The organism is Pseudomonas sp. C 49-2 (assembly GCF_003970195.1).
Lineage (GTDB): Bacteria > Pseudomonadota > Gammaproteobacteria > Pseudomonadales > Pseudomonadaceae > Aquipseudomonas > Aquipseudomonas canadensis.
Genome location: NZ_RXYG01000004.1, coordinates 312912 through 332389, shown reverse-complemented (window position 1 = coordinate 332389; position 19478 = coordinate 312912). Strand labels below are relative to the sequence as shown.

Here is a 19478-nt window from a genome sequence, read left to right as displayed (position 1 = left end):
CGCGCCATATTTACTTGACCGTAGTGACCTTTAGCGGTTCAACGTTTCGTGAAGTTTGTACAACGATAGCTTGGGTTTACAAGTTTTCAGCCTGGACCTACAGACCTTGTTGCAACGCCGGATCATCCGGATTCTGTTGCTCAAGCTGCGCCAGGAGGACCTGGACGTTCTGCAACTGACCGCTTTCCTTCCAGTAATTGATCAGCAACACCCGCGCCTTGCGATTGGCGGGGTGGCGCTGGATGATTTCTTCCAGTTGGCGCTGGGCCGCCTCCAATTCTTCCTGGGCGTGCAGGGTCGTGGCGAGGTCGTAGCGATAGTCCTGATTGTCCGGTTCCAACTCTACGGCCTTGGACAGACCGAGCAGGGCATAGGGCCGCTCGCCGTGGTGCAACAGCCAAATGCCCAACGCGTGCTGCAGGTAGGCCGACTCGGGGTGCGCGGACAACTGACGCGCGAGCAACTGGCGGGACTCATCGGTCTTCCCTTGTTTATCCAGCAGTTCGATCTGCGCGACGACGGCTTGCAGGTTGTCTGGCTGCAGGCGCATCGCCTGTTCCAGGGCATTTTGCGCCTCCGGCAACAGGGCGCTGTGGATGTACAGGCGTGCCAGTTGAATCCAGCCTTCGGCCGTTTCGGGCTGGGCCTTGAGTTTTTTCACGAACTCGTCCAGTACCTGCTGCAACGGACCAAAATAGAGGCCCAAGGTATCTGGCGATAGACCGAGCAGCGCGTTGGCGGCGGCAAACCGTACCTCTTCCTCGGGATCGTCCAGCACCGGGCCGAGCAACAGCGTGCGCTGACCGGTCGGGACCAGTCCGACAATACTGTGAATGGCGGCCTCGCGCACCAGAGGCGACTCGCTGGCCAAGTCTTTGTCTGCCAACTTCAGGGCCTGGGGACTGGGATAGTTAGGCAACTCAGCATGCAACGCAGCGCGGCGCTCGGGGGACAGGTCCGGCCGACCCAGTTGCTGGTACAACACCCGCGCCGCCCCAGGCTCGCCGTTACGCGCCTGTTTCAGGGCCTTGGAGTAACCGTGGGCAATAGCGGGCGCTACAGCCACCGGGGTGGAGCGAGAGAAATACCAGGTGATCAGCACAATCAACAACAGGGCGCACAGGCCGACGAGGGAGTAACGGCGTGACTTTGACATGCAGGCGTCCGAAAGCGTGGGCAGCAAAGCCGTCAGCTTCGGTCAGACCACGGCAGGTGTCAAACCCGCATCAGGTCAGCACGTATTCCACCGGTTCCAAAGGCGGTGGCAGATCGGTTTCACCGAGGGCGGCCAATACTTCGCGCTCCAGAGTGCGCAGGAGGGCATTGCAGGGCAGGTCGTTTTCGTCAAAGCCGAACGGGTCCTCCAGGTCATCACCGATTTCATCGAGGCCGAAAAACGTGTAGCTGACGATGGCAGTGAACACTGGCGTCAACCAACCCAACGGCTCGGCCATGGCGAACGGCAACAGGATGCAGAACAGGTAGATAGTGCGATGCAGCAACAAGGTATAGGGAAAGGGCAGCGGCGTGCTCTTGATCCGCTCGCAGGACGCCTGCACTTGGCTGAGGCTGACCAGGCGCGCCTCCCACTGTGTATAGCGCCATTCGCTGATCACGCCTTGCTCGGCCAATGCGCAAAACCGTGCGCCGACCTGTTGCAGCAGGTTGTCGGGCAGGTTGGGATGATTGGCCTGGAACTGGCTCCACGGCTTTATGGCCTGGGCTTCATCTTCATGGCGCAGCCGTGCGACCAGGCCATGGGCGAAGCCGCACACGCTGCGCAGCAAACCCGCACGCTCGGCCGGATCCCGCAGCACCTGGGTTTCGCGGATCAACGAGCGCACATCGATGATCATCTGCCCCAGTTGCTTGCGGCCCTCCCACCAACGGTCATAGCAGGCGTTGTTGCGAAAGCTCATGAAGATCGACAGTGACAGCCCGAGCAAGGTGAATGGCGTGGCATTGACCTTGGAGAAATACGCCGGGTGCAGGGTTTCCACCAGCACGATCACCGAGGCCAGCAGGGTGACTAACAGGCTGCGCAGGGCGATGCGCTTGGCTATCGAACCCTTGAGGGAAAACAGGATGCCCAGGAGGTTGGGTTTGGGTCGGACTATCATTCAGGGGGCGAGCTTCTGTGTTGGTGCAGCCCATCAGGTTAGAAGCACGCACTGCGCCCGTCCAATCGCTTGGGCTGACTGGCTGATCGGCGGGGTCGATGACTGGCCAAACCAGTCAGGCAGGTTGAGGGCTTTGACCATTGCCGCAGTGACGCTCTGGGGCGACTATTTCGACGATTCGGACCGTTAAAGAGAATAACAATGCAGATTGAAAACAAGATCTTCCTGGTCAGCGGCGGCGCTTCCGGCCTGGGTGCGGCCACCGCTGAAATGCTCGTAGCGGCAGGCGCCAAGGTGATGCTGGTAGACCTCAACGCCGATGCCGTGGCGGCCAAGGCCCAGCAGCTGGGCGAGAATGCCCGTAGCAGCGTGGCGGATATCAGCCAGGAAGCGGCCGCCGAAGCCGCCGTACAGGCCACTGTTGCAGCCTTTGGCGGGTTGCATGGGCTGGTGAACTGCGCCGGCGTAGTGCGTGGCGAGAAAATCCTCGGCAAGAACGGCCCCCATGGCCTGGCCAGCTTCGCCCAAGTGATCAACGTCAACCTGATCGGCAGTTTCAACCTGTTGCGCCTGGCAGCCGCTGCCATTGCCGAAACCGAGGCGAATGCCGACGGCGAACGCGGTGTGATCATCAACACCGCCTCCGTTGCCGCGTTTGACGGTCAGATCGGCCAGGCGGCGTATTCCGCGTCCAAGGGCGCCATCGCCAGCCTCACCCTACCGGCCGCGCGTGAACTGGCGCGTTTTGGCATCCGCGTCATGACCATCGCGCCCGGCATTTTCGAGACGCCAATGATGGCTGGCATGACCCCGGAAGTCCGTGAATCCCTGGCGGCCGGCGTGCCATTCCCGCCACGCCTGGGCAAACCCGCCGAATACGCCGCGCTGGTGCGGCACATCATTGAAAACAGCATGCTCAATGGCGAGGTGATCCGTCTCGACGGTGCCTTGCGCATGGCAGCCAAGTAAGGAGGATTTTCCATGACCGATCCCATCGTTATTGTCAGCGCCGTGCGCACGCCCATGGGTGGCTTCCAGGGTGACCTCAAGGGCCTGACCGCGCCGCAGCTGGGTTCCGCCGCGATTCGTGCGGCCGTCGACAGGGCCGGTATCGCCACCGATGCCGTGGATGAAGTGCTATTCGGCTGCGTCCTGCCCGCAGGCCTCGGCCAGGCACCGGCACGCCAGGCGGCGTTGGGCGCCGGGCTGGACAAGGCCACGCGCTGCACCACCCTCAACAAGATGTGCGGCTCGGGCATGGAAGCCGCGATCCTTGCACATGATTCGCTGCTGGCCGGCAGCGTCGACGTGGTGATTGCCGGTGGCATGGAAAGCATGTCCAACGCGCCGTACCTGCTCGACCGCGCCCGCAATGGCTACCGCATGGGCCACGGCAAGGTACTGGACCACATGTTCCTCGACGGCTTGGAAGATGCCTACGACAAAGGCCGCCTGATGGGCACCTTTGCCGAGGACTGTGCCCTGCACAACGGTTTTACCCGCGAGGCCCAGGATGCGTTTGCCATTGCGTCGCTGACCCGCGCGCAGGAAGCGATCTCCCATGGCAATTTTGCCGCCGAGATCGTTCCGGTGCAGGTCACCGTGGGCAAGGAGCAGAAAACCATCCTGCATGACGAACAGCCGCCCAAGGCCAAGCTGGACAAGATCAGCAGCCTGAAACCGGCGTTCCGTGAAGGCGGCACGGTGACGGCGGCCAACTCCAGCTCGATTTCCGATGGCGCAGCGGCCTTGCTGCTGATGCGTCAGTCCGAGGCGCAGCAACGTGGCCTCAGGCCCTTGGCGGTGATCCGTGGGCATGCGGCATTTGCCGATGAGCCGGGATTGTTCCCGGTGGCGCCGGTGGGCGCTATCCGCAAATTGATGACGAAGACCGGCTGGAACCTGGATGAAGTGGATCTGTTCGAGATCAACGAAGCTTTCGCCGTGGTCAGCCTGGTGACCATGAGCAAGCTGGAAATCCCCCACGCCAAGGTCAATATCCACGGCGGCGCCTGTGCCCTGGGCCATCCGATCGGCGCTTCCGGTGCGCGGATCCTGGTGACGCTGCTTTCGGCCCTGCGCCAGAACGGCCTCAAGCGTGGCGTCGCGGCCATTTGTATCGGCGGTGGTGAAGCCACGGCCATGGCTGTTGAATGCCTGTACTAAGGACTGACCATGCTGCCCAATGACGAACAACTGCAAATCAGCGACGCGGCCCGGCAATTTGCCCAGGAGCGCCTGAAACCCTTTGCCGCCGAATGGGACCGCGAGCATCGCTTTCCCAAGGAAGCCATCGGTGAAATGGCCGAACTGGGCTTCTTCGGCATGCTGGTGCCAGAACAGTGGGGCGGTTGCGACACCGGCTACCTGGCCTACGCCATGGCCCTGGAAGAAATCGCCGCGGGTGATGGCGCCTGCTCCACCATCATGAGCGTGCACAACTCGGTAGGTTGCGTGCCGATCCTCAAGTTCGGCAACGACCAGCAGAAAGAACAATTCCTCAAGCCCCTGGCCAGCGGCGCCATGCTCGGTGCCTTCGCGCTGACCGAGCCCCAGGCCGGCTCCGACGCCAGCAGCCTGAAAACCCGCGCACGCCTGGAAGGGGACCATTACGTGCTCAATGGCTGCAAGCAGTTCATCACCTCTGGGCAAAACGCCGGGGTGGTGATTGTGTTTGCCGTGACCGACCCGACGGCGGGCAAACGCGGGATCAGCGCGTTCATCGTGCCGACCGATTCGCCGGGCTACAGCGTGGCGCGGGTCGAGGACAAACTCGGCCAGCATGCGTCCGACACCTGTCAGATTCTGTTCGAGGAGGTGAAGGTGCCAGTCGCCAACCGTCTTGGGGAAGAGGGCGAAGGCTACAAGATTGCCCTGGCCAACCTTGAGGGCGGCCGTGTGGGTATTGCTTCACAAGCGGTGGGCATGGCCCGTGCCGCCTTTGAAGCCGCCCGCGACTATGCCCGTGAGCGTGAAAGCTTCGGCAAGCCGATCATTGAACATCAGGCCGTGGCCTTCCGCCTGGCGGACATGGCCACGCAAATCGCGGTCGCCCGGCAGATGGTGCATTACGCCGCCGCCCTGCGTGACAGCGGCAAGCCAGCGCTGGTGGAAGCCTCGATGGCGAAGCTGTTCGCCTCGGAAATGGCCGAGAAAGTCTGTTCGGCCGCCTTGCAAACCCTGGGCGGTTACGGTTACCTGAGCGACTTCCCTCTGGAGCGGATCTACCGCGACGTGCGGGTCTGCCAGATTTACGAAGGCACCAGCGATATCCAGCGCATGGTCATCTCACGCAATCTCTAAGGAGCCGATACATGAGTTACGAAACCATTTTGCTCGACGTCCAAGGCCGCGTCGGGCTGATTACCCTCAATCGCCCGCAAGCCTTGAACGCTCTCAACGCGCAATTGGTCAGTGAGTTGAACCAGGCACTGGATGGCCTGGAAGCCAACCCGGAAATCGGTTGCATTGTGCTGACGGGCTCCAAGAAAGCCTTCGCCGCCGGTGCCGACATCAAGGAAATGGCCGAGCTGACCTACCCGCAGATCTACCTTGACGACCTGTTCAGCGACAGCGATCGTGTGGCCAACCGCCGCAAGCCGATCATTGCCGCCGTCAACGGGTTTGCCCTGGGTGGCGGTTGCGAACTGGCCTTGATGTGCGACTTTATCCTGGCAGGCGACGGCGCCAAGTTCGGCCAGCCGGAAATCAACCTCGGCGTACTGCCGGGCATGGGCGGCACCCAGCGCCTGACCCGTGCCGTGGGCAAAGCCAAGGCCATGGAAATGTGCCTGACCGGGCGTTTTATCGACGCGGTAGAAGCCGAGCGCTGCGGGATCGTCGCGCGTATTGTCCCGGCTGATGAGCTGTTGGAAGAGGCGCTGAAAGTCGCCACTCTGATTGCTGGCAAGTCAGTGCCTATCAGCATGATGGTCAAGGAAAGCGTGAACCGTGCGTTTGAAGTGAGCCTGTCGGAAGGCGTGCGCTTTGAGCGCCGGGTGTTCCATGCAGCGTTCGCGACGCAGGATCAGAAGGAAGGCATGGCGGCGTTCGTGGCCAAGCGTGCACCCGAGTTCAAAGATCAATAATGCGATCGTCCAAACACTGAGCATCAAATGTGGGAGCTGGCTTGCCTGCGATAGCATCACCTCGGTCTGACAGATAAACCGGGGTGCCTGTATCGCAGCATAGGTACCTACACAACTTTCAGAAGCTGAAAAAATCCCCTGTAGTGAGCGGGACAAGCCCGCTCACTACAGGATGCTTCTGCGCCGTCAAAAGATGTGTAGATACCTGTGTGCATCGCAGGCAAGCCAGCTCCCACAAAAGCCAGCTTCTACATGGGGTAAGTGTGGCGGCTAGAGTTGGTAATTCTTCAGTTCCCTGGCAATCACCATCCGCTGAATCTCGCTGGTCCCCTCGTAAATCTGCGTGATCCGCGCATCCCGGTAGTAACGCTCCACCGGGTAATCCTCCAGATACCCATACCCGCCATGAATCTGCATTGCTGACGAGCAGACCTTCTCCGCCATTTCCGAGGCAAACAGCTTCGCCTGGGAGGCTTCCGACAGGCACGGTTTGCCGGCACTGCGCAGTCGTGCAGCATGCAAGATCAACAAGCGTGCGGCATTCAGCTGGGTTTGCATGTCGGCCAGCAGATTGGCCACGCTCTGGTGCTCGATGATCGCCTTATTGAATTGCACGCGGTGACGGGCGTAGGCCAACGCCGCCTCAAACGCCGCACGAGCGATGCCCAGCGCCTGGGCGGCAATGCCGATGCGTCCGCCTTCCAGGTTGGAGAGGGCAATCGCCAGGCCTTTTCCGCGCTCACCCAGCAGGTTGGCCTCGGGCACTGTGCATTGGTTGAGGGTGACGGCGCAGGTGTCGGAGGCGCGAATGCCCATTTTGTGTTCGGTGCGGTCCACCACGAATCCCGGTGTTGCGGTGGGCACCAGGAACGCCGAGATGCCTTTTTTGCCCAGTTCCGGGTCGGTCACGGCAAATACGATCGCCAGTTTGGCGCGCTTGCCGTTGCTGACGAATTGCTTGGCGCCAGTGATCACCCACTGACCATCACGCAATTCGGCGCGGGTGCGCAAATTGTGAGCTTCGGAGCCGGCCTGGGGCTCGGTCAGGCAGAAGCAGCCAATGGCCTGGCCGCTGGCGAGGTCCGCCAGCCAAGTCTGCTTCTGTGCCTCTGTGCCGTAGTTGAGGATCGGCCCGCAACCCACTGAATTATGGATACTCATCAACGCGCCTGTGGCGCCGTCACCGGCAGAAATCTCTTCCACAGCGAGGGCGTAGGCGACGTAATCGACATAGGTGCCACCCCATTCTTCAGGCACCACCATGCCCAGCAGACCCAGTTCGCCCATCTTGGCGACCAGGGCGTCGTCGATCCAGCCGGCTTTCTCCCAGGCTTGGGCGTAGGGCGCAATTTCGCCACGGGCAAAGTCGCGTGCCATGTCGCGGATCATTACTTGTTCTTCTGTATATTCAATGTCTTGCATGGCTTAGTTCGCAACCTGCTCGAAGTGTTGAAAGAAGCTTTCTACATGGCTTAGGGACAGCCCATGCAGGGCGGGTGGGTTCCAGCGCGGGGCCTTGTCCTTGTCGATGATCAGCGCGCGCACGCCCTCAATGAGATCGCCACGTTCGAACCATTGGCGGTCCAAGTGCAGCTCCATCGCAAAACACTGCTCCAAAGGCAGCCGGCGGCCGCGACGTAGCATTTCAAGGGTAACGGCCATGGCCAGGGGGGAGCGGGTCTGCATCAGGTTGGCGGTGGTCAGCGCCCATTCGTGGCTGTCAGCCACGGTGACCTGTTGCAGTTGCTCGACAATGCTCGGCACATCCGGCAGCGCGAAGAAGTGGTCGATGGCGGGGCGCAAGGCGGCCAGTGGCGCATCGGGCAGTTGTTGCACGGCCAGCTTGGCGAGCACGCCTTGCAGATCCTTGAGCGGCGAGTCGTGCCATTGCAGGCGATCAAGCTTCTGGTCCAGGTCGGCCAGCTTGTTGCTTTCAAGGTACCAATCCGCCAGCCCGCAGTAGAGCGCGTCGGCTGCGCGGATCTGCACCCCGGTGACGCCCAGGTAAATCCCCAGCTCACCCGGAATACGCGGCAGGAAGTAGCTGCCGCCCACGTCTGGGAAATAGCCGATGGCCACTTCCGGCATCGCCAGGCGGCTGCGCTCGGTGACCACGCGCAAGTCGGCGCCTTGCACCAGGCCCATGCCACCGCCCAAGACAAACCCATCCATGAGTGCCAGTACCGGTTTGCGGTAATGGTGGATGGCCAGGTCCAGTGCGTACTCCTCGACGAAGAAGTCCTGGTGCAGGCTGTCGCCGTTCTTGAAGCTGTCATACAGCGAACGGATATCACCACCGGCACAAAAGGCTTTTTCACCCGCGCCGCGCAGGACCACCGCGTACACCTGCGGGTCGTCCGCCCACGCCTGCAACTGCAACGCCAGGCTGCGCACCATGTTCAGGGTAATGGCGTTCAAGCCGGCGGGGCGATTAAGGGTGAGGTGGCCGATATGGTTACGGACCTCGGCGAGGACTTCGTCCTGAAGTGTTTCTGCGTGGCTTGCCTCGGATGAAACCTGAGCAGTCATCGATAACTCCCTGCTTTTATTGTTCTTTATCAAGATGTTCGCGGACGAACCATCTCGCGATCGTACCAGTGCAAATTTGCCCAGTACAACCATGAATCATGCAGGTCGTTTTTGCATTTATGCAGGGAGTGGACGATGGCTTCAAGGCACCCGGCTGGCCAGTACTTCACCGATGCTGCGGCGGCGCGCGTGGGTTTCTGCGGCGTGGATCAATTGTTCCAGCTCCGTAGGCTCCACGTCGTAGAATTGCTCCATTTCAGCCAGCGCGAGCTTCAAGTCGGCGGCAGTGATCGCAGGGTCTCGTCCGGCCTGCGGACGATTGAGAATAGCCGGCGGGAATTCGGCAGCGCCTTTGGGATAACGCGTGCGCGTCGCGTTGTTGTAAGCCAGTGCGCAGGCCAGCAAGGCGCTGGCGCCGAGCAACACGGCGCCCAATTCATACCAACCCAGAGCGGCGGAGGCAGGGTCGGCCAAAACCAGCGTCATGGCCAATCCACCGGCCGGGGGGTGCAGGCAACGCAGCCAGCACATCAGCACCACCGTCATGCCCGCTGCCAGGCAGGCGCCGCCCAGGGAGGGACCCAAGACACGAGCTACCAGCAGCGCAACCACACCCGCACACAGATAGCTGCCGATGATCGACCAAGGTTGCGCCAATGCACCGGACGACACGGCGAACAACAGCACCGCCGAAGCGCCGAGGGGGCCGAGCAGGTGCAACGCCACCTCCATGCCAAATACTTGGGAACACAACCAGACACTGAGCAGGGTGCCCAAGGCCATGCCGATGGCGGCGCGGCTCCATTCAGTGGGGCGGGTATTAATAGCAGCGGGGAACCAGCGAGCGAGCATTGAAAGGGGATCCATAAACAGCGGGCAAAAAAAAGGCTTGTCTGGTTGCCCGGAAAAGCCCTTTGAAAGTTCCAACATTTGGGGGAAGGAACTCATGCAGTGTGCCGACCTAGGAAGGATGGCGCCAATGCATATTGATGCAGGTTGAGTGCAAAAATAATGAATTGAATGCCGGTACTGCCGGTGCAGTGGTCAAGGTTGCGGCGCTTTGGCCAAGTGCAGCAGTACGTAAGGGTTGCGGTCAAACTCACCGACCAGGGTCGGGGTAAGGGTGCGAAAGCGCGGGGCCTGCAAGCCTTCGTAATCCGCTTGACTCATCACCAACCAGGCTGGCCCCTGGATTGGCTTCAGCTCGGCTTCCAGCTGCGTAAACAACGGCACTTGGTCGCAGTCGAGGTTGACCATGTATTTGATCGCCTTGGCGTCTTTGCCCAGGCCGTGCAACACCACGGGTGCCTTTTGCTGCATGACGTGCTCATGCACTTGCAAGGTAAAGGTACGGGTGTCATAGACACTGCGTTCCAGCGGTTCGACCACCAGGATATAAGTGGCCCATACCGCCAGTACGGCTGCAAAAGCCGGTCCGACCGTGCGCAATTGAGTTTTGAGCAGCGCCAGCAACGCCACTAGCTGCAGCCCGCCAAGCACACCGAACACCCAGCCCAAATGGCTCAATTGTTCCGGGTAGCGCGGCCGCGCGAAGAGCAGCCCGGCTATCAACAGCGTCGGCAACAAGGTCCAGATACCGAGCATCAACCCACGCAAACTGGCAAACAGCCGCCCATGTGCCACCTGGAATGGATACGCGGCAATTATCGCCGCCATGGGCAGCATTGGCAGTACATACCGCGCTTTTTTTGCCTGGGGAATCGACAAGCCCAGCATCACCAGCAGACCTGCGGCGGCGCAGTACCACACCAACTGCAATGCCGGTCCCGGCGCCCGGCGCCCACTGATCACCATCGCCAACAGCACCAGCACAGCCATCGGATACGCCAGGGCATAGTTGCCCAGGGAGCTAGTGAAGTAATACAGCACGCCGCTGGAGCCTTCGCTGCCATCCATGCGCCCGAGGAACTGCATGCGGATCACGTCCTGCATGAAACGCTCGCCGCCGCTCAGTTTAGCCATCAGCAATAACAAGCCGACGCACGCCACCAGCAATGCCAACGCAATCAAACCAAAGCTGAACAGTTGCCGCCATTGGCGGTTGATCAGGTAATAGCTGCACAGCACGCCAGTGGGAATGACCAGCCCGATCGGCCCACGTACCGCAAAGCCGAGAATCAGCAGCAGGTACAACCAATGCAGGCGTTTACCTGCACCGAAGTGGTCGTGTGCATACCCCAGGTAGAACACCGCCAGGGCGATCGCCGCCAACATCTGGTCGAGAGAGACCGCACGGGTTTCGCTGATAAAACTGCTGCTTAGCAACAGCATTGCGATGCTCAATAGACCCCAGCGCTGGGAGTAGGGCGCCGTCAGGCGATACACCAGGGTGACGATCGACGCCGAAGCAACGGCCGTAGGCAGCCAGGCAGTAAAGCGGGTGACCTCGCCAAACGGCAACGACACCAGCCACGTCATCAACGTCGACGTGGCCAAGTAATCCGCATAAGGCTGGCCGTAGGTGGTCGGGAAGAAACCAGGCCCATGGCGCAACATTTCCTGGGCAAACAGCACGAAGCGGGAGTCGAAGCCGATGATTGCCTGGTGCCAACTGCCGGCTATGAATAGCAACAACGCCAGCAATCCCAAACCGAGGGATTGGCGGCGGACCGTTGGATTTAACAGGGACGGTTGAGCTTTGTTCACGTATCAGGCTTCCACAACCTGCGGCAACCATTGTTGCTGCGGAATCGGCAACTGGCAGGAGTCGCCACGGCCGATGGGGTAGTACTGGAAGCCTTTGCGCGCCAGGCGCTCGCCGTCGTAGAGGTTGCGGCCGTCGAAGATCACCGGGGTTTTCAGGCGTTGGTGGATCAAGTCGAAGTCCGGCGCCTTGAACTGCTGCCATTCGGTGCAGACAATCAGCGCATCGGCGCCGCCGAGGGTGGATTCCGGGGTGCCCATCAGCATCAACCGTGGATCATCGCCGTAGATGCGTTGGGTTTCCTGCATGGCTTCGGGGTCGAACGCACGCACGTTGGCGCCGGCGGCCCACAAGGCTTCCATCAGCACACGGCTGGGCGCATCACGCATGTCATCGGTGTTCGGCTTGAACGCCAGGCCCCACAGGGCAAAGGTTTTGCCGCGCAGGTTGCCCTTGAAGAACGCATTGATGCGTTCGAACAGCTTGCTCTTCTGGCGCTGATTGATGGCCTCCACCGCTTCCAACAGGTCGCTGGAGCAGTTGGCCTGCTTGGCGCTGTGGATCAGGGCACGCATGTCCTTGGGGAAGCACGAACCGCCATAACCGCAGCCGGGGTAGATGAAGTGGTAACCGATGCGTGAGTCGGCGCCGATACCAAGGCGTACGGCTTCGATGTCCGCGCCCAGGTGCTCGGCCAACTCGGCGATCTGGTTGATGAAGCTGATCTTGGTCGCCAACATGCAGTTGGCGGCGTATTTGGTCAGCTCGGCGCTGCGCAGGTCCATGAAGATGATGCGGTCATGGTTGCGGTTGAACGGGGCGTACAGGTCGCGCATGACCTCGCGTACTTCTTCACGCTCGCAGCCGATGATGATGCGGTCGGGGCGGCGGCAGTCGGCCACGGCTGAACCTTCCTTGAGGAATTCCGGGTTGGAGACGATATCGAACTCCAGATGCCGGCCAGCCAGGTGAAGGGCTTTTTCGATATGCGCGCGCAGGGTATCGCCAGTGCCGACGGGCACAGTGGATTTTTCCACCAGGATCACCGGCTCCTTGCGATGACGAGCGACCGCATCGCCCACCGATAGCACGTACTTCAGGTCAGCCGAGCCGTCTTCATCCGAAGGCGTGCCCACGGCGATAAACAGCACTTCGCCGTGTTCGACCGCGAGTTTCTCGTCATGGGTAAAGTGCAGTCGCCCGCTTTCCAGGTTTTCCTTGACCATCGCTGCCAGCCCCGGCTCGAAGATCGTCACATGGCCTTTCTGCAAAGACTCGACCTTGTTTTTGTCAACGTCCATGCAGATGACATCGTGACCGACTTCGGCCAATACGGTGGCCTGCACCAGACCGACGTAACCACTACCAAATACACTGATTTTCATGGGGCATTCCTGGGACTTGTAGCGCTAGCACGACGAGAGTTGATAACCAGCACACCGAGGATGACAAGCGCCACCCCCAGGGTTTTTGAAACGGAAAAATGTTCGTTGAACACCGGCAGGCTGGCCGCCAGCAGGTACACCAAGGCGTAGCTGATGCTCAACAGCGAGTAGGCGCGGCCCAGCGGCAGGTGCTTGAGCGCGCCCAACCAGCAGAGCATCGACAGCGCGTAGGCCAGGATCGCCAGGCTTACCACGCCGAGAGCGCCAAGATTGATCTGTGCACTGAGCCAATCGCTGGGCAGCGGCAAGCGCGTCATGCTCCAGCGCATGCCCAGTTGGGCGGCACTGACCAGGCCGACACTGCCCAGGGCCAAGGCAAACCCTTGAACCCGGCTCATACGTGGCGCCCCAACAACACGACACCACCGATTACCAGCGCCACGCCCAGCCAATGACGGCTGTCGATGGGCTCATGAAAGACAAACCGCGCCACCAGCGTGACCAGCACGAAGTTCAGGCTGAGCATGGGGTAGGCAATGCCCACTTCCAGGCGCTGCAACACCAGCAGCCACACCAGCAGGCCGAGGCCCAGGCACATCAGCGCCGACCACAACCACGGCGAACGCAATTTCAGCGCCCAGCCTTCGGGCAGGTCGCGCCAACTTTCCACGGCGAATTTCTGCGAAACCTGGCCCATGCAGGTCAGCAAGCAGGCAGCCAATAGCAGCAGCAGGGTGATCAAGGCGTCACCTGCGGGAAGATCAAAATCACGATATTGCCTTGCTCATAGCGCTGGCCGTCGCTGGGCAACAAAGCGATTTCGGCTCGCTCATCGTCACCTTTGACGCGCATCACCACACCGACCGTGCCTTTTTTACGCGCATCGCTCATCCACTGCTGAACCTGAGGCATATCCACCTTGTGATGCCCGGCATCCGGGTAGGCGAGGCCGTATTTGACTTCACCGACGGTGTTGTAGAGCGTCACGTCCGGCCGCGCCAGGCGCCACGACAAGGCCGATGCGGCGCCGAGGTCATTGCTCAACAGTGCAGTGGCCGGTTGCAGTTCCTGCAGGTGATCGATGATGAATTGGTCGGGGGTCTTGTTGTAGACCACTGAGTGCGGCAGCCCGGCTGGCAACAGGGCGACCATCAGCCAGCTGCCAAGCACTGGCATCGCCCACAAGCGAAGCGGCTGTGCGGCCTGCAGCAGGTTGACCAGTATCCAGCCGAACAGGAATGTGAACACCAGTACCAGGCTGAGTGTTTCCTGACCGTGTTCATACACCGGCTTTTTCAGTTGGAACCAGCTCAGCGCCAGCAGCATCACCACGCCGATGATCAGGTTCAGCCAGCCGTTGATACGCAATGCGCGGTAACGACCCTGGGCCAGCTTGTCGGCCAGGGTGCTGCCCATCAGCAACGCCAACGGCAGCAGGCACGGCATGATATAGGAGGGCAACTTGCCCTTGGCCAGGCTGAAGAACGCCAGGGGCATCAGCAACCACAGCAATACAAAGCCGGTTTGTGCGCTGCGTTTGTCCTGCCAGGCCTGTTTGAGCGTGGACGGCAACAACGCCACCCACGGCAGGCAGAACGCAACCAGCAACGGCAGGTAATACCAGAACGGCTCGGCGTGCTGGGCATCGTCGCCGGCAAAGCGCTGGATATGTTCGTGCCAGAAGAAGAAGTTCCAGTAGTCGGGCTCTTGCAGGTGCACGGCCAGCGCCCACGGCAGGCTGATGACAATCGCCACCACCACCGCCACCAGGCCGTAACCCAGTAATTCACGGAATCGCTTTTGCCAGATCGCATAGGGCAGGGCGATCAACACGGGGAGTAACCAGGCGAGGAAACCCTTGGTCATGAAGCCCATGCCACAGGCAAACCCCAGCAGCGCCCAAGCACCGAGCCGCCCATTACGGGTGGTGCTGTCGAAGCAAAACCACAAGGCCACGCCGGTCAGATTCACCCAGAAGGTGAACTGCGGATCGAGGTTGGCATAACCGCCCAGGGCCGCCACGCTGACAAAACTCATGTACAGCACGGTGCTGATCAGGCTCTTCTGCGGGTCATTCCACAACCGACGCGACACCAGGTACACCAACAGGATGCTCAATCCGGTGCTCAACGCCGACGCAAAGCGCACGCCGAACAGGTTCTGCCCGAAGATCGCCTGGCCCAGCGCGATCATCCAATAGCCCGCCGCCGGTTTCTCGAAATAGCGGATGCCCATGAAGTGCGGCGACGCCCATTTGCCGGTCAGCAGCATTTCCTGGCTGATTTGCGCATAACGGGTTTCATCCGGAATCCACAGGCCATGGGTAGCCAGCGGCAGCAGGTAAAACACGCCAAATGCCAACAGGAGCAGGGGCAGGGCCCAACGGCGGATCATACCTGTTGCACTCCGAGCCAACCCTCACGGCCGGGCAAGACGCCGCGCACCAGTTGTTGCTGGGGCAGGGTAGTCAGGTCCGTCGGCAACAAGTCACCCAGCGGTTTGAAGTCGATGCCGCGCTGCCCTGCCTGGGCGAGCAACTGGCGGAAATCATTGGCCATCAGAATCCCTTCTACTTCTGCGTGGATCGTATAGACGTTGAGCTTCGACGCGGCAAAGCGGTCGAGGATGAACGTATTGAAGTCTTTGGCAGCCACCACCGGCCCGACGACTTCGTCGAAGGTCGGCAGGTCCACCGGAATTTGTGGGGTGCCCGCGCTGCCATCGGCCAAGGTTGGACGAAACAGGCTGGTGCCCCGGCAATCACTGTTGTAACGGAAATTGAAGCCTTGCTTGGCTTGCACCACGCGCTCGTCGGCACGCCAACCGGCGGCGGCGGAACAGTCGATGCGCTCGCCGAGAATGTCGTTCAAGGTGTCGACGCCACGGCGGATCTGTTCGACCAGCTGTGCTTCGCTCCAACGCCCGGTGTTGGCCTGCCAGCCGTGGTGGTCCCACGCGTGCAGGCCCACCTCATGCCCGGCGGCCTTGGCCTGGCGCATCAAATGCCCCAGGTCACGGCCGATCGGCTTGCCCGGCCAGGCGGTGCCGGCCAGCAAGATGTCCAGGCCATACAGCCCGACGGCGTTGGAACGCAGCATCTTCCACAGGAACTGCGGGCGGATGAGGCGCCATAAGTGGCGCCCCATGTTGTCCGGCCCGACACTGAAGAAGAACGTCGCTTTAACCGAGGCTTCATCCAGGGATTCGAGCAACCGTGGCACACCTTCACGGGTGCCGCGGTAGGTGTCGACGTCGATTCGCAAGCCAGCCTGCATTACTTTTTGTCCGCTATTTCGAGCATGGCTTCACGCAGGAAGAAATCCAGCGTGTTGCCGATGGTTTCGCTCATTTCAACGGTCGGCTCCCAGTTCAGCAGGCGCTTGGCGTTTTCGATGCTTGGCTTGCGGTGGGCCACATCCTGGTAACCGGTGCCGTAGAACGCCTTGCTTTCTACATCACGGAAACCAGCGAACGGCGGGAAGTTGCCACGCAGCGGGTGCGCTTCGAACTGACGCAGCAGCTCTTCGCCCAACTGACGGATGCTGGCTTCGTTTTCCGGGTTGCCAATGTTGATGATCTGGCCGTTGCACGCGTCGTTGTCGTTATCAATGATGCGCGCCAGGGCCTCGATACCGTCGGCGATGTCGGTGAAGCAACGCTTCTGCTCGCCACCGTCGAACAGGCGGATCGGCGTGCCTTCCACCAGGTTCAGGATCAGTTGGGTGATGGCGCGGGAACTGCCGATACGTGCCGAGTCCAGGCGGTCGAGGCGCGGGCCCATCCAGTTGAACGGACGGAACAGGGTGAAGTTCAGGCCCTTGGCGCCATAGGCCCAGATCACGCGGTCCAGCAGTTGCTTGGAAACCGAGTAGATCCAGCGCTGCTTGTTGACCGGGCCGACCACCAGGTTGGAGGTGTCTTCGTCGAAGTACTGGTCCTGGCACATGCCATAGACTTCGGAGGTCGACGGGAAGATCACGCGCTTGTTGTACTTGACGCAGTAGCGCACCAGCTTGAGGTTTTCTTCGAAGTCCAGCTCGAACACGCGCAGCGGGTTGCGGGTGTATTCGATCGGCGTGGCGATGGCCACCAGCGGCAAGACCACGTCGCATTTCTTGATGTGGTACTCGATCCACTCGGTGTGGATGCTGATGTCGCCTTCCACGTAATGGAAGTTCGGGTGACTGCGCAGGCGCTCGATGGCATCGGAGCCGATGTCCAGGCCATAGACTTCGTAGCGGTCGTCACGCAGCAGGCGCTCGGACAGGTGGTTACCGATAAAACCGTTCACACCCAGGATCAGCACGCGTGTACGGCGTGGCGTGCGGCCGGACTCGGCGCCGCGCAGCACGGAACCGTCGACCAGGCCCAATTCGTTGGCCAGGGAAGGACCGGCCAGATACAGACCGTTGTCGTTGCGCTGGCCGAACTTGACCACCAGGGAGTCTTCACCGCAGGCAATGCGCAGCGGGTTGACGCTGATCACACGGCCCGGCGCCAGGCCTTCGTTGCCCTTGACCACTTCGGCTTGCCACACGATCAGCTTGTGCTCGCCCACGGCGCAGAAGGCACCCGGGTACGGCTGGGTGACGGCGCGGACCAGGTTGAACAGTTCTTCAGCCGGTTTTTTCCATTCCAGCTTGCCATCGGCAGCGGTGCGGCGACCGAAGTAAGTGGCCTGGCTTTCGTCCTGGGCGGTTTCAGCCAGCTTGCCTTGGGCCAGTTGCGGCAGGGCGTCGCGCAGCAGGTTGCTGGCGGCGTCGCGCAGTTTGGCGTGCAGGGTCAGGCCGGTGTCGTTGCGCTCGATGATGACTTTCTGCTGGGCCAGGATCGCGCCGGCATCGGCACGCTTGACCATGCGGTGCAGGGTCACGCCGGTTTCGGTTTCGCCGTTGACCAGTACCCAGTTGGCCGGGGCGCGGCCACGGTATTTCGGCAGCAGCGAGCCATGCAGGTTGAACGCGCCTTTGCGCGCAGTGGCCAACAGGGGCTCGCTCAGCAGGTTGCGGTAGTAGAACGAGAAAATGTAGTCAGGGTTCAGCTTGGCGATGCGCTCGATCCACAGCGGGTGGTTGGCGTCTTCCGGCGCGTGCACGGGGATGCCGTTACGTGCGCACAGTTGGGCAACGGAACCATAGAAATTGTTTTCCTTCGGGTCGTCGGCATGGGTGAACACAGCAGCAATTTCGTAACCGGTGTTGAGCAGCGCTTCAATGCCTGCACAACCAATGTCGTGGTACGCGAATACAACAGCTTTTGAACTCATGATTGGACCTGATCAGCAGAAGAAGTAGAGGTATGGGAAGACACCAGGCCGTCGACGACGACCACGGGAGCCGGTGCTGCCGGTTGGTTGCGCAGCACTTTTTCGATAAAGAAGCGTGGGCGGGCACGCACGTCGCTGTACATGCGGCCCAGGTATTCACCCAACAGGCCCATGCCGATGAACTGGCCACCGGTGAACACGAACAGCACCGCGAACAGCACGAACAAGCCGTCGCCGGCCCAGTCGGCACCAAAGGCCAGGCGCATGACGATCAACGCCAGGGCAAACAGAATGCCCAACGCCGCCAGGCTAAAGCCGACGATGGAGAGCAGGCGCAGCGGGGTGGTGGTCATGCAGGTCAGCAAGTCGAACATCAGGCTGATCAGACGCATGGCGCTGTATTTGGATTCGCCGTGTTCACGCTCGGCGTGGTGCACCAGGATCTCGGTGGTGTGGCGGGCAAAGCCGTTGGCCAGGATCGGGATAAAGGTGCTGCGCTCGCGGCAGGCCAGCATCGCATCGACGATGGTGCGGCGGTAGGCGCGCAGCATGCAGCCATAATCGGTCATGGCCACGCCGGTGGAGCGCTGCACGGCCAGGTTGATCAAGCGCGAAGGCCAGCGGCGGAAGGCCGAGTCCTGGCGATTGTTGCGCACAGTGGCTACCACGTCGTAGCCGAGGGCGGCTTGTTCGACCAGGCGCGGGATTTCTTCGGGCGGGTTCTGCAGGTCGGCGTCAAGGGTGATCACCACTTCGCCCCGGCACTGCTCGAAACCGGCCATGATCGCCGCATGCTGGCCATAGTTGCGGTTGAGGATCACCGCGACCACGTTGCTGCCGTCTTCAGCGGCGGCGTCTTCCAGCAGTTGGGCCGAATTGTCGCGACTACCGTCATCCACCAGGATGATTTCGTATTCGTAGGCCAGTTGCTTGCAGGCTGCCGTGGTGCGGCGCAGCAATTCAGGCAGGCTCTCTTGTTCGTTGTAGACCGGGATAACGATCGACACGCAATGAATAGGGTAGGGTTTCAAAGATTCATGACCTCGGGGTTAGAGCAACTTGGCGCGTGGCAACAGCAGCAATCATTGGGCGAAAGTCCAGGCCGCAGGTTAATAAACGGCGCTAAAGATGAAGCGTAATCAAGAGGTTAGACGATATAGCGCGGTTTGCTATGAAGTGCTGTCTTTAAGATTAAGCGTAAAAATGTGGAACAGATATGAAAGGCAGATGAAAAACTCGTTTATTTGACAGGTAGACAGCTAGGGTTCAGCTAAGCAACTAACGGCGCGTCGGCTTAAGTTAGTAAGCGAAATAGGAACTGTTTGTAGGGCAATTGGTTCAACTTGAGCGCCGACGTTCCACCCTCGAATTTTAGTGAAGAATCTTCTCTGCAAGGCGCCCCAAGTGCCGGTAAAGTAAGCCGTC

At 60.8% G+C, this 19478-nt stretch carries 17 protein-coding genes; 4 read left to right on the top strand and 13 right to left on the bottom strand.

Annotated features, from left to right (window positions below):
• Positions 1 to 97: 97 nt before the first annotated feature.
• Together EJ576_RS10395 and EJ576_RS10390 are read right to left on the bottom strand one after the other, a co-directional pair.
• Positions 98 to 1156 carry a tetratricopeptide repeat protein gene (locus tag EJ576_RS10395; RefSeq protein ID WP_028616183.1) on the bottom strand — a complete coding sequence of 353 codons (1059 nt, stop codon included), beginning with the start codon at positions 1154 to 1156 and terminating at the stop codon, positions 98 to 100.
• 70 nt (positions 1157 to 1226) lie between these two features.
• Positions 1227 to 2120, bottom strand: a complete 894-nt coding sequence (locus EJ576_RS10390) for a bestrophin family protein (protein ID WP_028616182.1) — start codon at positions 2118 to 2120, stop codon at positions 1227 to 1229.
• A 201-nt stretch (positions 2121 to 2321) separates the two neighbouring features.
• Between EJ576_RS10390 and EJ576_RS10385 the strand changes: the two genes are divergently transcribed.
• The 4 genes from EJ576_RS10385 to EJ576_RS10370 are packed head-to-tail and all read left to right on the top strand — an operon-like array spanning position 2322 to position 6208.
• Positions 2322 to 3089, top strand: coding sequence for an SDR family NAD(P)-dependent oxidoreductase (locus EJ576_RS10385; protein WP_122727082.1), 768 nt, complete (start codon positions 2322 to 2324; stop codon positions 3087 to 3089).
• Positions 3090 to 3101: 12 nt separating this feature from the next.
• Complete coding sequence (locus EJ576_RS10380; protein ID WP_122727080.1) at positions 3102 to 4286, top strand: acetyl-CoA C-acyltransferase; 1185 nt, start codon at positions 3102 to 3104, stop codon at positions 4284 to 4286.
• Between the two features lie 9 nt (positions 4287 to 4295).
• Positions 4296 to 5423, top strand: a complete 1128-nt coding sequence (locus tag EJ576_RS10375) for an acyl-CoA dehydrogenase (protein ID WP_122685042.1) — start codon at positions 4296 to 4298, stop codon at positions 5421 to 5423.
• 11 nt (positions 5424 to 5434) lie between these two features.
• On the top strand, positions 5435 to 6208 hold the full coding sequence (locus EJ576_RS10370; RefSeq protein WP_122727078.1) for an enoyl-CoA hydratase: 774 nt from the start codon (positions 5435 to 5437) through the stop codon (positions 6206 to 6208).
• A 270-nt stretch (positions 6209 to 6478) separates the two neighbouring features.
• Here EJ576_RS10370 and EJ576_RS10365 read toward each other — a convergent pair whose 3' ends face one another.
• The 11 genes from EJ576_RS10365 to arnC form a co-directional block, all read right to left on the bottom strand.
• Positions 6479 to 7630 (bottom strand): acyl-CoA dehydrogenase family protein, encoded by a 1152-nt coding sequence (locus EJ576_RS10365; RefSeq protein ID WP_126570296.1) that lies wholly within the window; start codon positions 7628 to 7630, stop codon positions 6479 to 6481.
• Between the two features lie 3 nt (positions 7631 to 7633).
• Positions 7634 to 8737, bottom strand: coding sequence for an enoyl-CoA hydratase/isomerase family protein (locus tag EJ576_RS10360; protein ID WP_126570295.1), 1104 nt, complete (start codon positions 8735 to 8737; stop codon positions 7634 to 7636).
• 141 nt (positions 8738 to 8878) lie between these two features.
• Positions 8879 to 9589, bottom strand: coding sequence for an HPP family protein (locus tag EJ576_RS10355; RefSeq protein WP_126570294.1), 711 nt, complete (start codon positions 9587 to 9589; stop codon positions 8879 to 8881).
• A gap of 192 nt (positions 9590 to 9781) precedes the next feature.
• Positions 9782 to 11404, bottom strand: coding sequence for a glycosyltransferase family 39 protein (locus EJ576_RS10350; protein WP_126570293.1), 1623 nt, complete (start codon positions 11402 to 11404; stop codon positions 9782 to 9784).
• A 3-nt stretch (positions 11405 to 11407) separates the two neighbouring features.
• Complete coding sequence (locus EJ576_RS10345; protein WP_028616173.1) at positions 11408 to 12787, bottom strand: UDP-glucose/GDP-mannose dehydrogenase family protein; 1380 nt, start codon at positions 12785 to 12787, stop codon at positions 11408 to 11410.
• On the bottom strand, positions 12784 to 13185 hold the full coding sequence (gene arnF / locus EJ576_RS10340; protein WP_068933137.1) for a 4-amino-4-deoxy-L-arabinose-phosphoundecaprenol flippase subunit ArnF: 402 nt from the start codon (positions 13183 to 13185) through the stop codon (positions 12784 to 12786). Before arnF ends, EJ576_RS10345 begins: the two co-directional genes overlap by 4 nt.
• Complete coding sequence (arnE, locus tag EJ576_RS10335) at positions 13182 to 13529, bottom strand: 4-amino-4-deoxy-L-arabinose-phosphoundecaprenol flippase subunit ArnE (RefSeq protein WP_028616171.1); 348 nt, start codon at positions 13527 to 13529, stop codon at positions 13182 to 13184. The genes arnF and arnE overlap by 4 nt, the downstream gene beginning before the upstream one ends.
• Positions 13526 to 15181 carry a lipid IV(A) 4-amino-4-deoxy-L-arabinosyltransferase gene (arnT, locus tag EJ576_RS10330; protein ID WP_126570292.1) on the bottom strand — a complete coding sequence of 552 codons (1656 nt, stop codon included), beginning with the start codon at positions 15179 to 15181 and terminating at the stop codon, positions 13526 to 13528. Before arnT ends, arnE begins: the two co-directional genes overlap by 4 nt.
• Positions 15178 to 16062 (bottom strand): 4-deoxy-4-formamido-L-arabinose-phosphoundecaprenol deformylase, encoded by an 885-nt coding sequence (gene arnD / locus EJ576_RS10325; protein WP_126570291.1) that lies wholly within the window; start codon positions 16060 to 16062, stop codon positions 15178 to 15180. The genes arnT and arnD overlap by 4 nt, the downstream gene beginning before the upstream one ends.
• Positions 16062 to 18053: a bifunctional UDP-4-amino-4-deoxy-L-arabinose formyltransferase/UDP-glucuronic acid oxidase ArnA gene (arnA, locus tag EJ576_RS10320; protein WP_126570290.1), complete on the bottom strand. Its 1992-nt coding sequence runs from the start codon at positions 18051 to 18053 to the stop codon at positions 16062 to 16064. Before arnA ends, arnD begins: the two co-directional genes overlap by 1 nt.
• On the bottom strand, positions 18050 to 19084 hold the full coding sequence (gene arnC / locus EJ576_RS10315) for an undecaprenyl-phosphate 4-deoxy-4-formamido-L-arabinose transferase (protein ID WP_028616167.1): 1035 nt from the start codon (positions 19082 to 19084) through the stop codon (positions 18050 to 18052). The genes arnA and arnC overlap by 4 nt, the downstream gene beginning before the upstream one ends.
• Positions 19085 to 19478 lie beyond the last annotated feature (394 nt).

Coding starts and splice junctions, on each gene's coding strand:
- EJ576_RS10355 (WP_126570294.1), bottom strand. CDS start 9,589: ATGCTCGCTCGCTGGTTCCCCGCTGCTATTAATACCCGCCCCACTGAA.
- EJ576_RS10365 (WP_126570296.1), bottom strand. CDS start 7,630: ATGCAAGACATTGAATATACAGAAGAACAAGTAATGATCCGCGACATG.
- EJ576_RS10395 (WP_028616183.1), bottom strand. CDS start 1,156: ATGTCAAAGTCACGCCGTTACTCCCTCGTCGGCCTGTGCGCCCTGTTG.
- EJ576_RS10380 (WP_122727080.1), top strand. CDS start 3,102: ATGACCGATCCCATCGTTATTGTCAGCGCCGTGCGCACGCCCATGGGT.
- arnD (WP_126570291.1), bottom strand. CDS start 16,062: ATGCAGGCTGGCTTGCGAATCGACGTCGACACCTACCGCGGCACCCGT.
- EJ576_RS10375 (WP_122685042.1), top strand. CDS start 4,296: ATGCTGCCCAATGACGAACAACTGCAAATCAGCGACGCGGCCCGGCAA.
- arnA (WP_126570290.1), bottom strand. CDS start 18,053: ATGAGTTCAAAAGCTGTTGTATTCGCGTACCACGACATTGGTTGTGCA.
- EJ576_RS10370 (WP_122727078.1), top strand. CDS start 5,435: ATGAGTTACGAAACCATTTTGCTCGACGTCCAAGGCCGCGTCGGGCTG.
- EJ576_RS10385 (WP_122727082.1), top strand. CDS start 2,322: ATGCAGATTGAAAACAAGATCTTCCTGGTCAGCGGCGGCGCTTCCGGC.
- arnT (WP_126570292.1), bottom strand. CDS start 15,181: ATGATCCGCCGTTGGGCCCTGCCCCTGCTCCTGTTGGCATTTGGCGTG.
- EJ576_RS10390 (WP_028616182.1), bottom strand. CDS start 2,120: ATGATAGTCCGACCCAAACCCAACCTCCTGGGCATCCTGTTTTCCCTC.
- EJ576_RS10360 (WP_126570295.1), bottom strand. CDS start 8,737: ATGACTGCTCAGGTTTCATCCGAGGCAAGCCACGCAGAAACACTTCAG.
- arnF (WP_068933137.1), bottom strand. CDS start 13,185: ATGAGCCGGGTTCAAGGGTTTGCCTTGGCCCTGGGCAGTGTCGGCCTG.
- EJ576_RS10345 (WP_028616173.1), bottom strand. CDS start 12,787: ATGAAAATCAGTGTATTTGGTAGTGGTTACGTCGGTCTGGTGCAGGCC.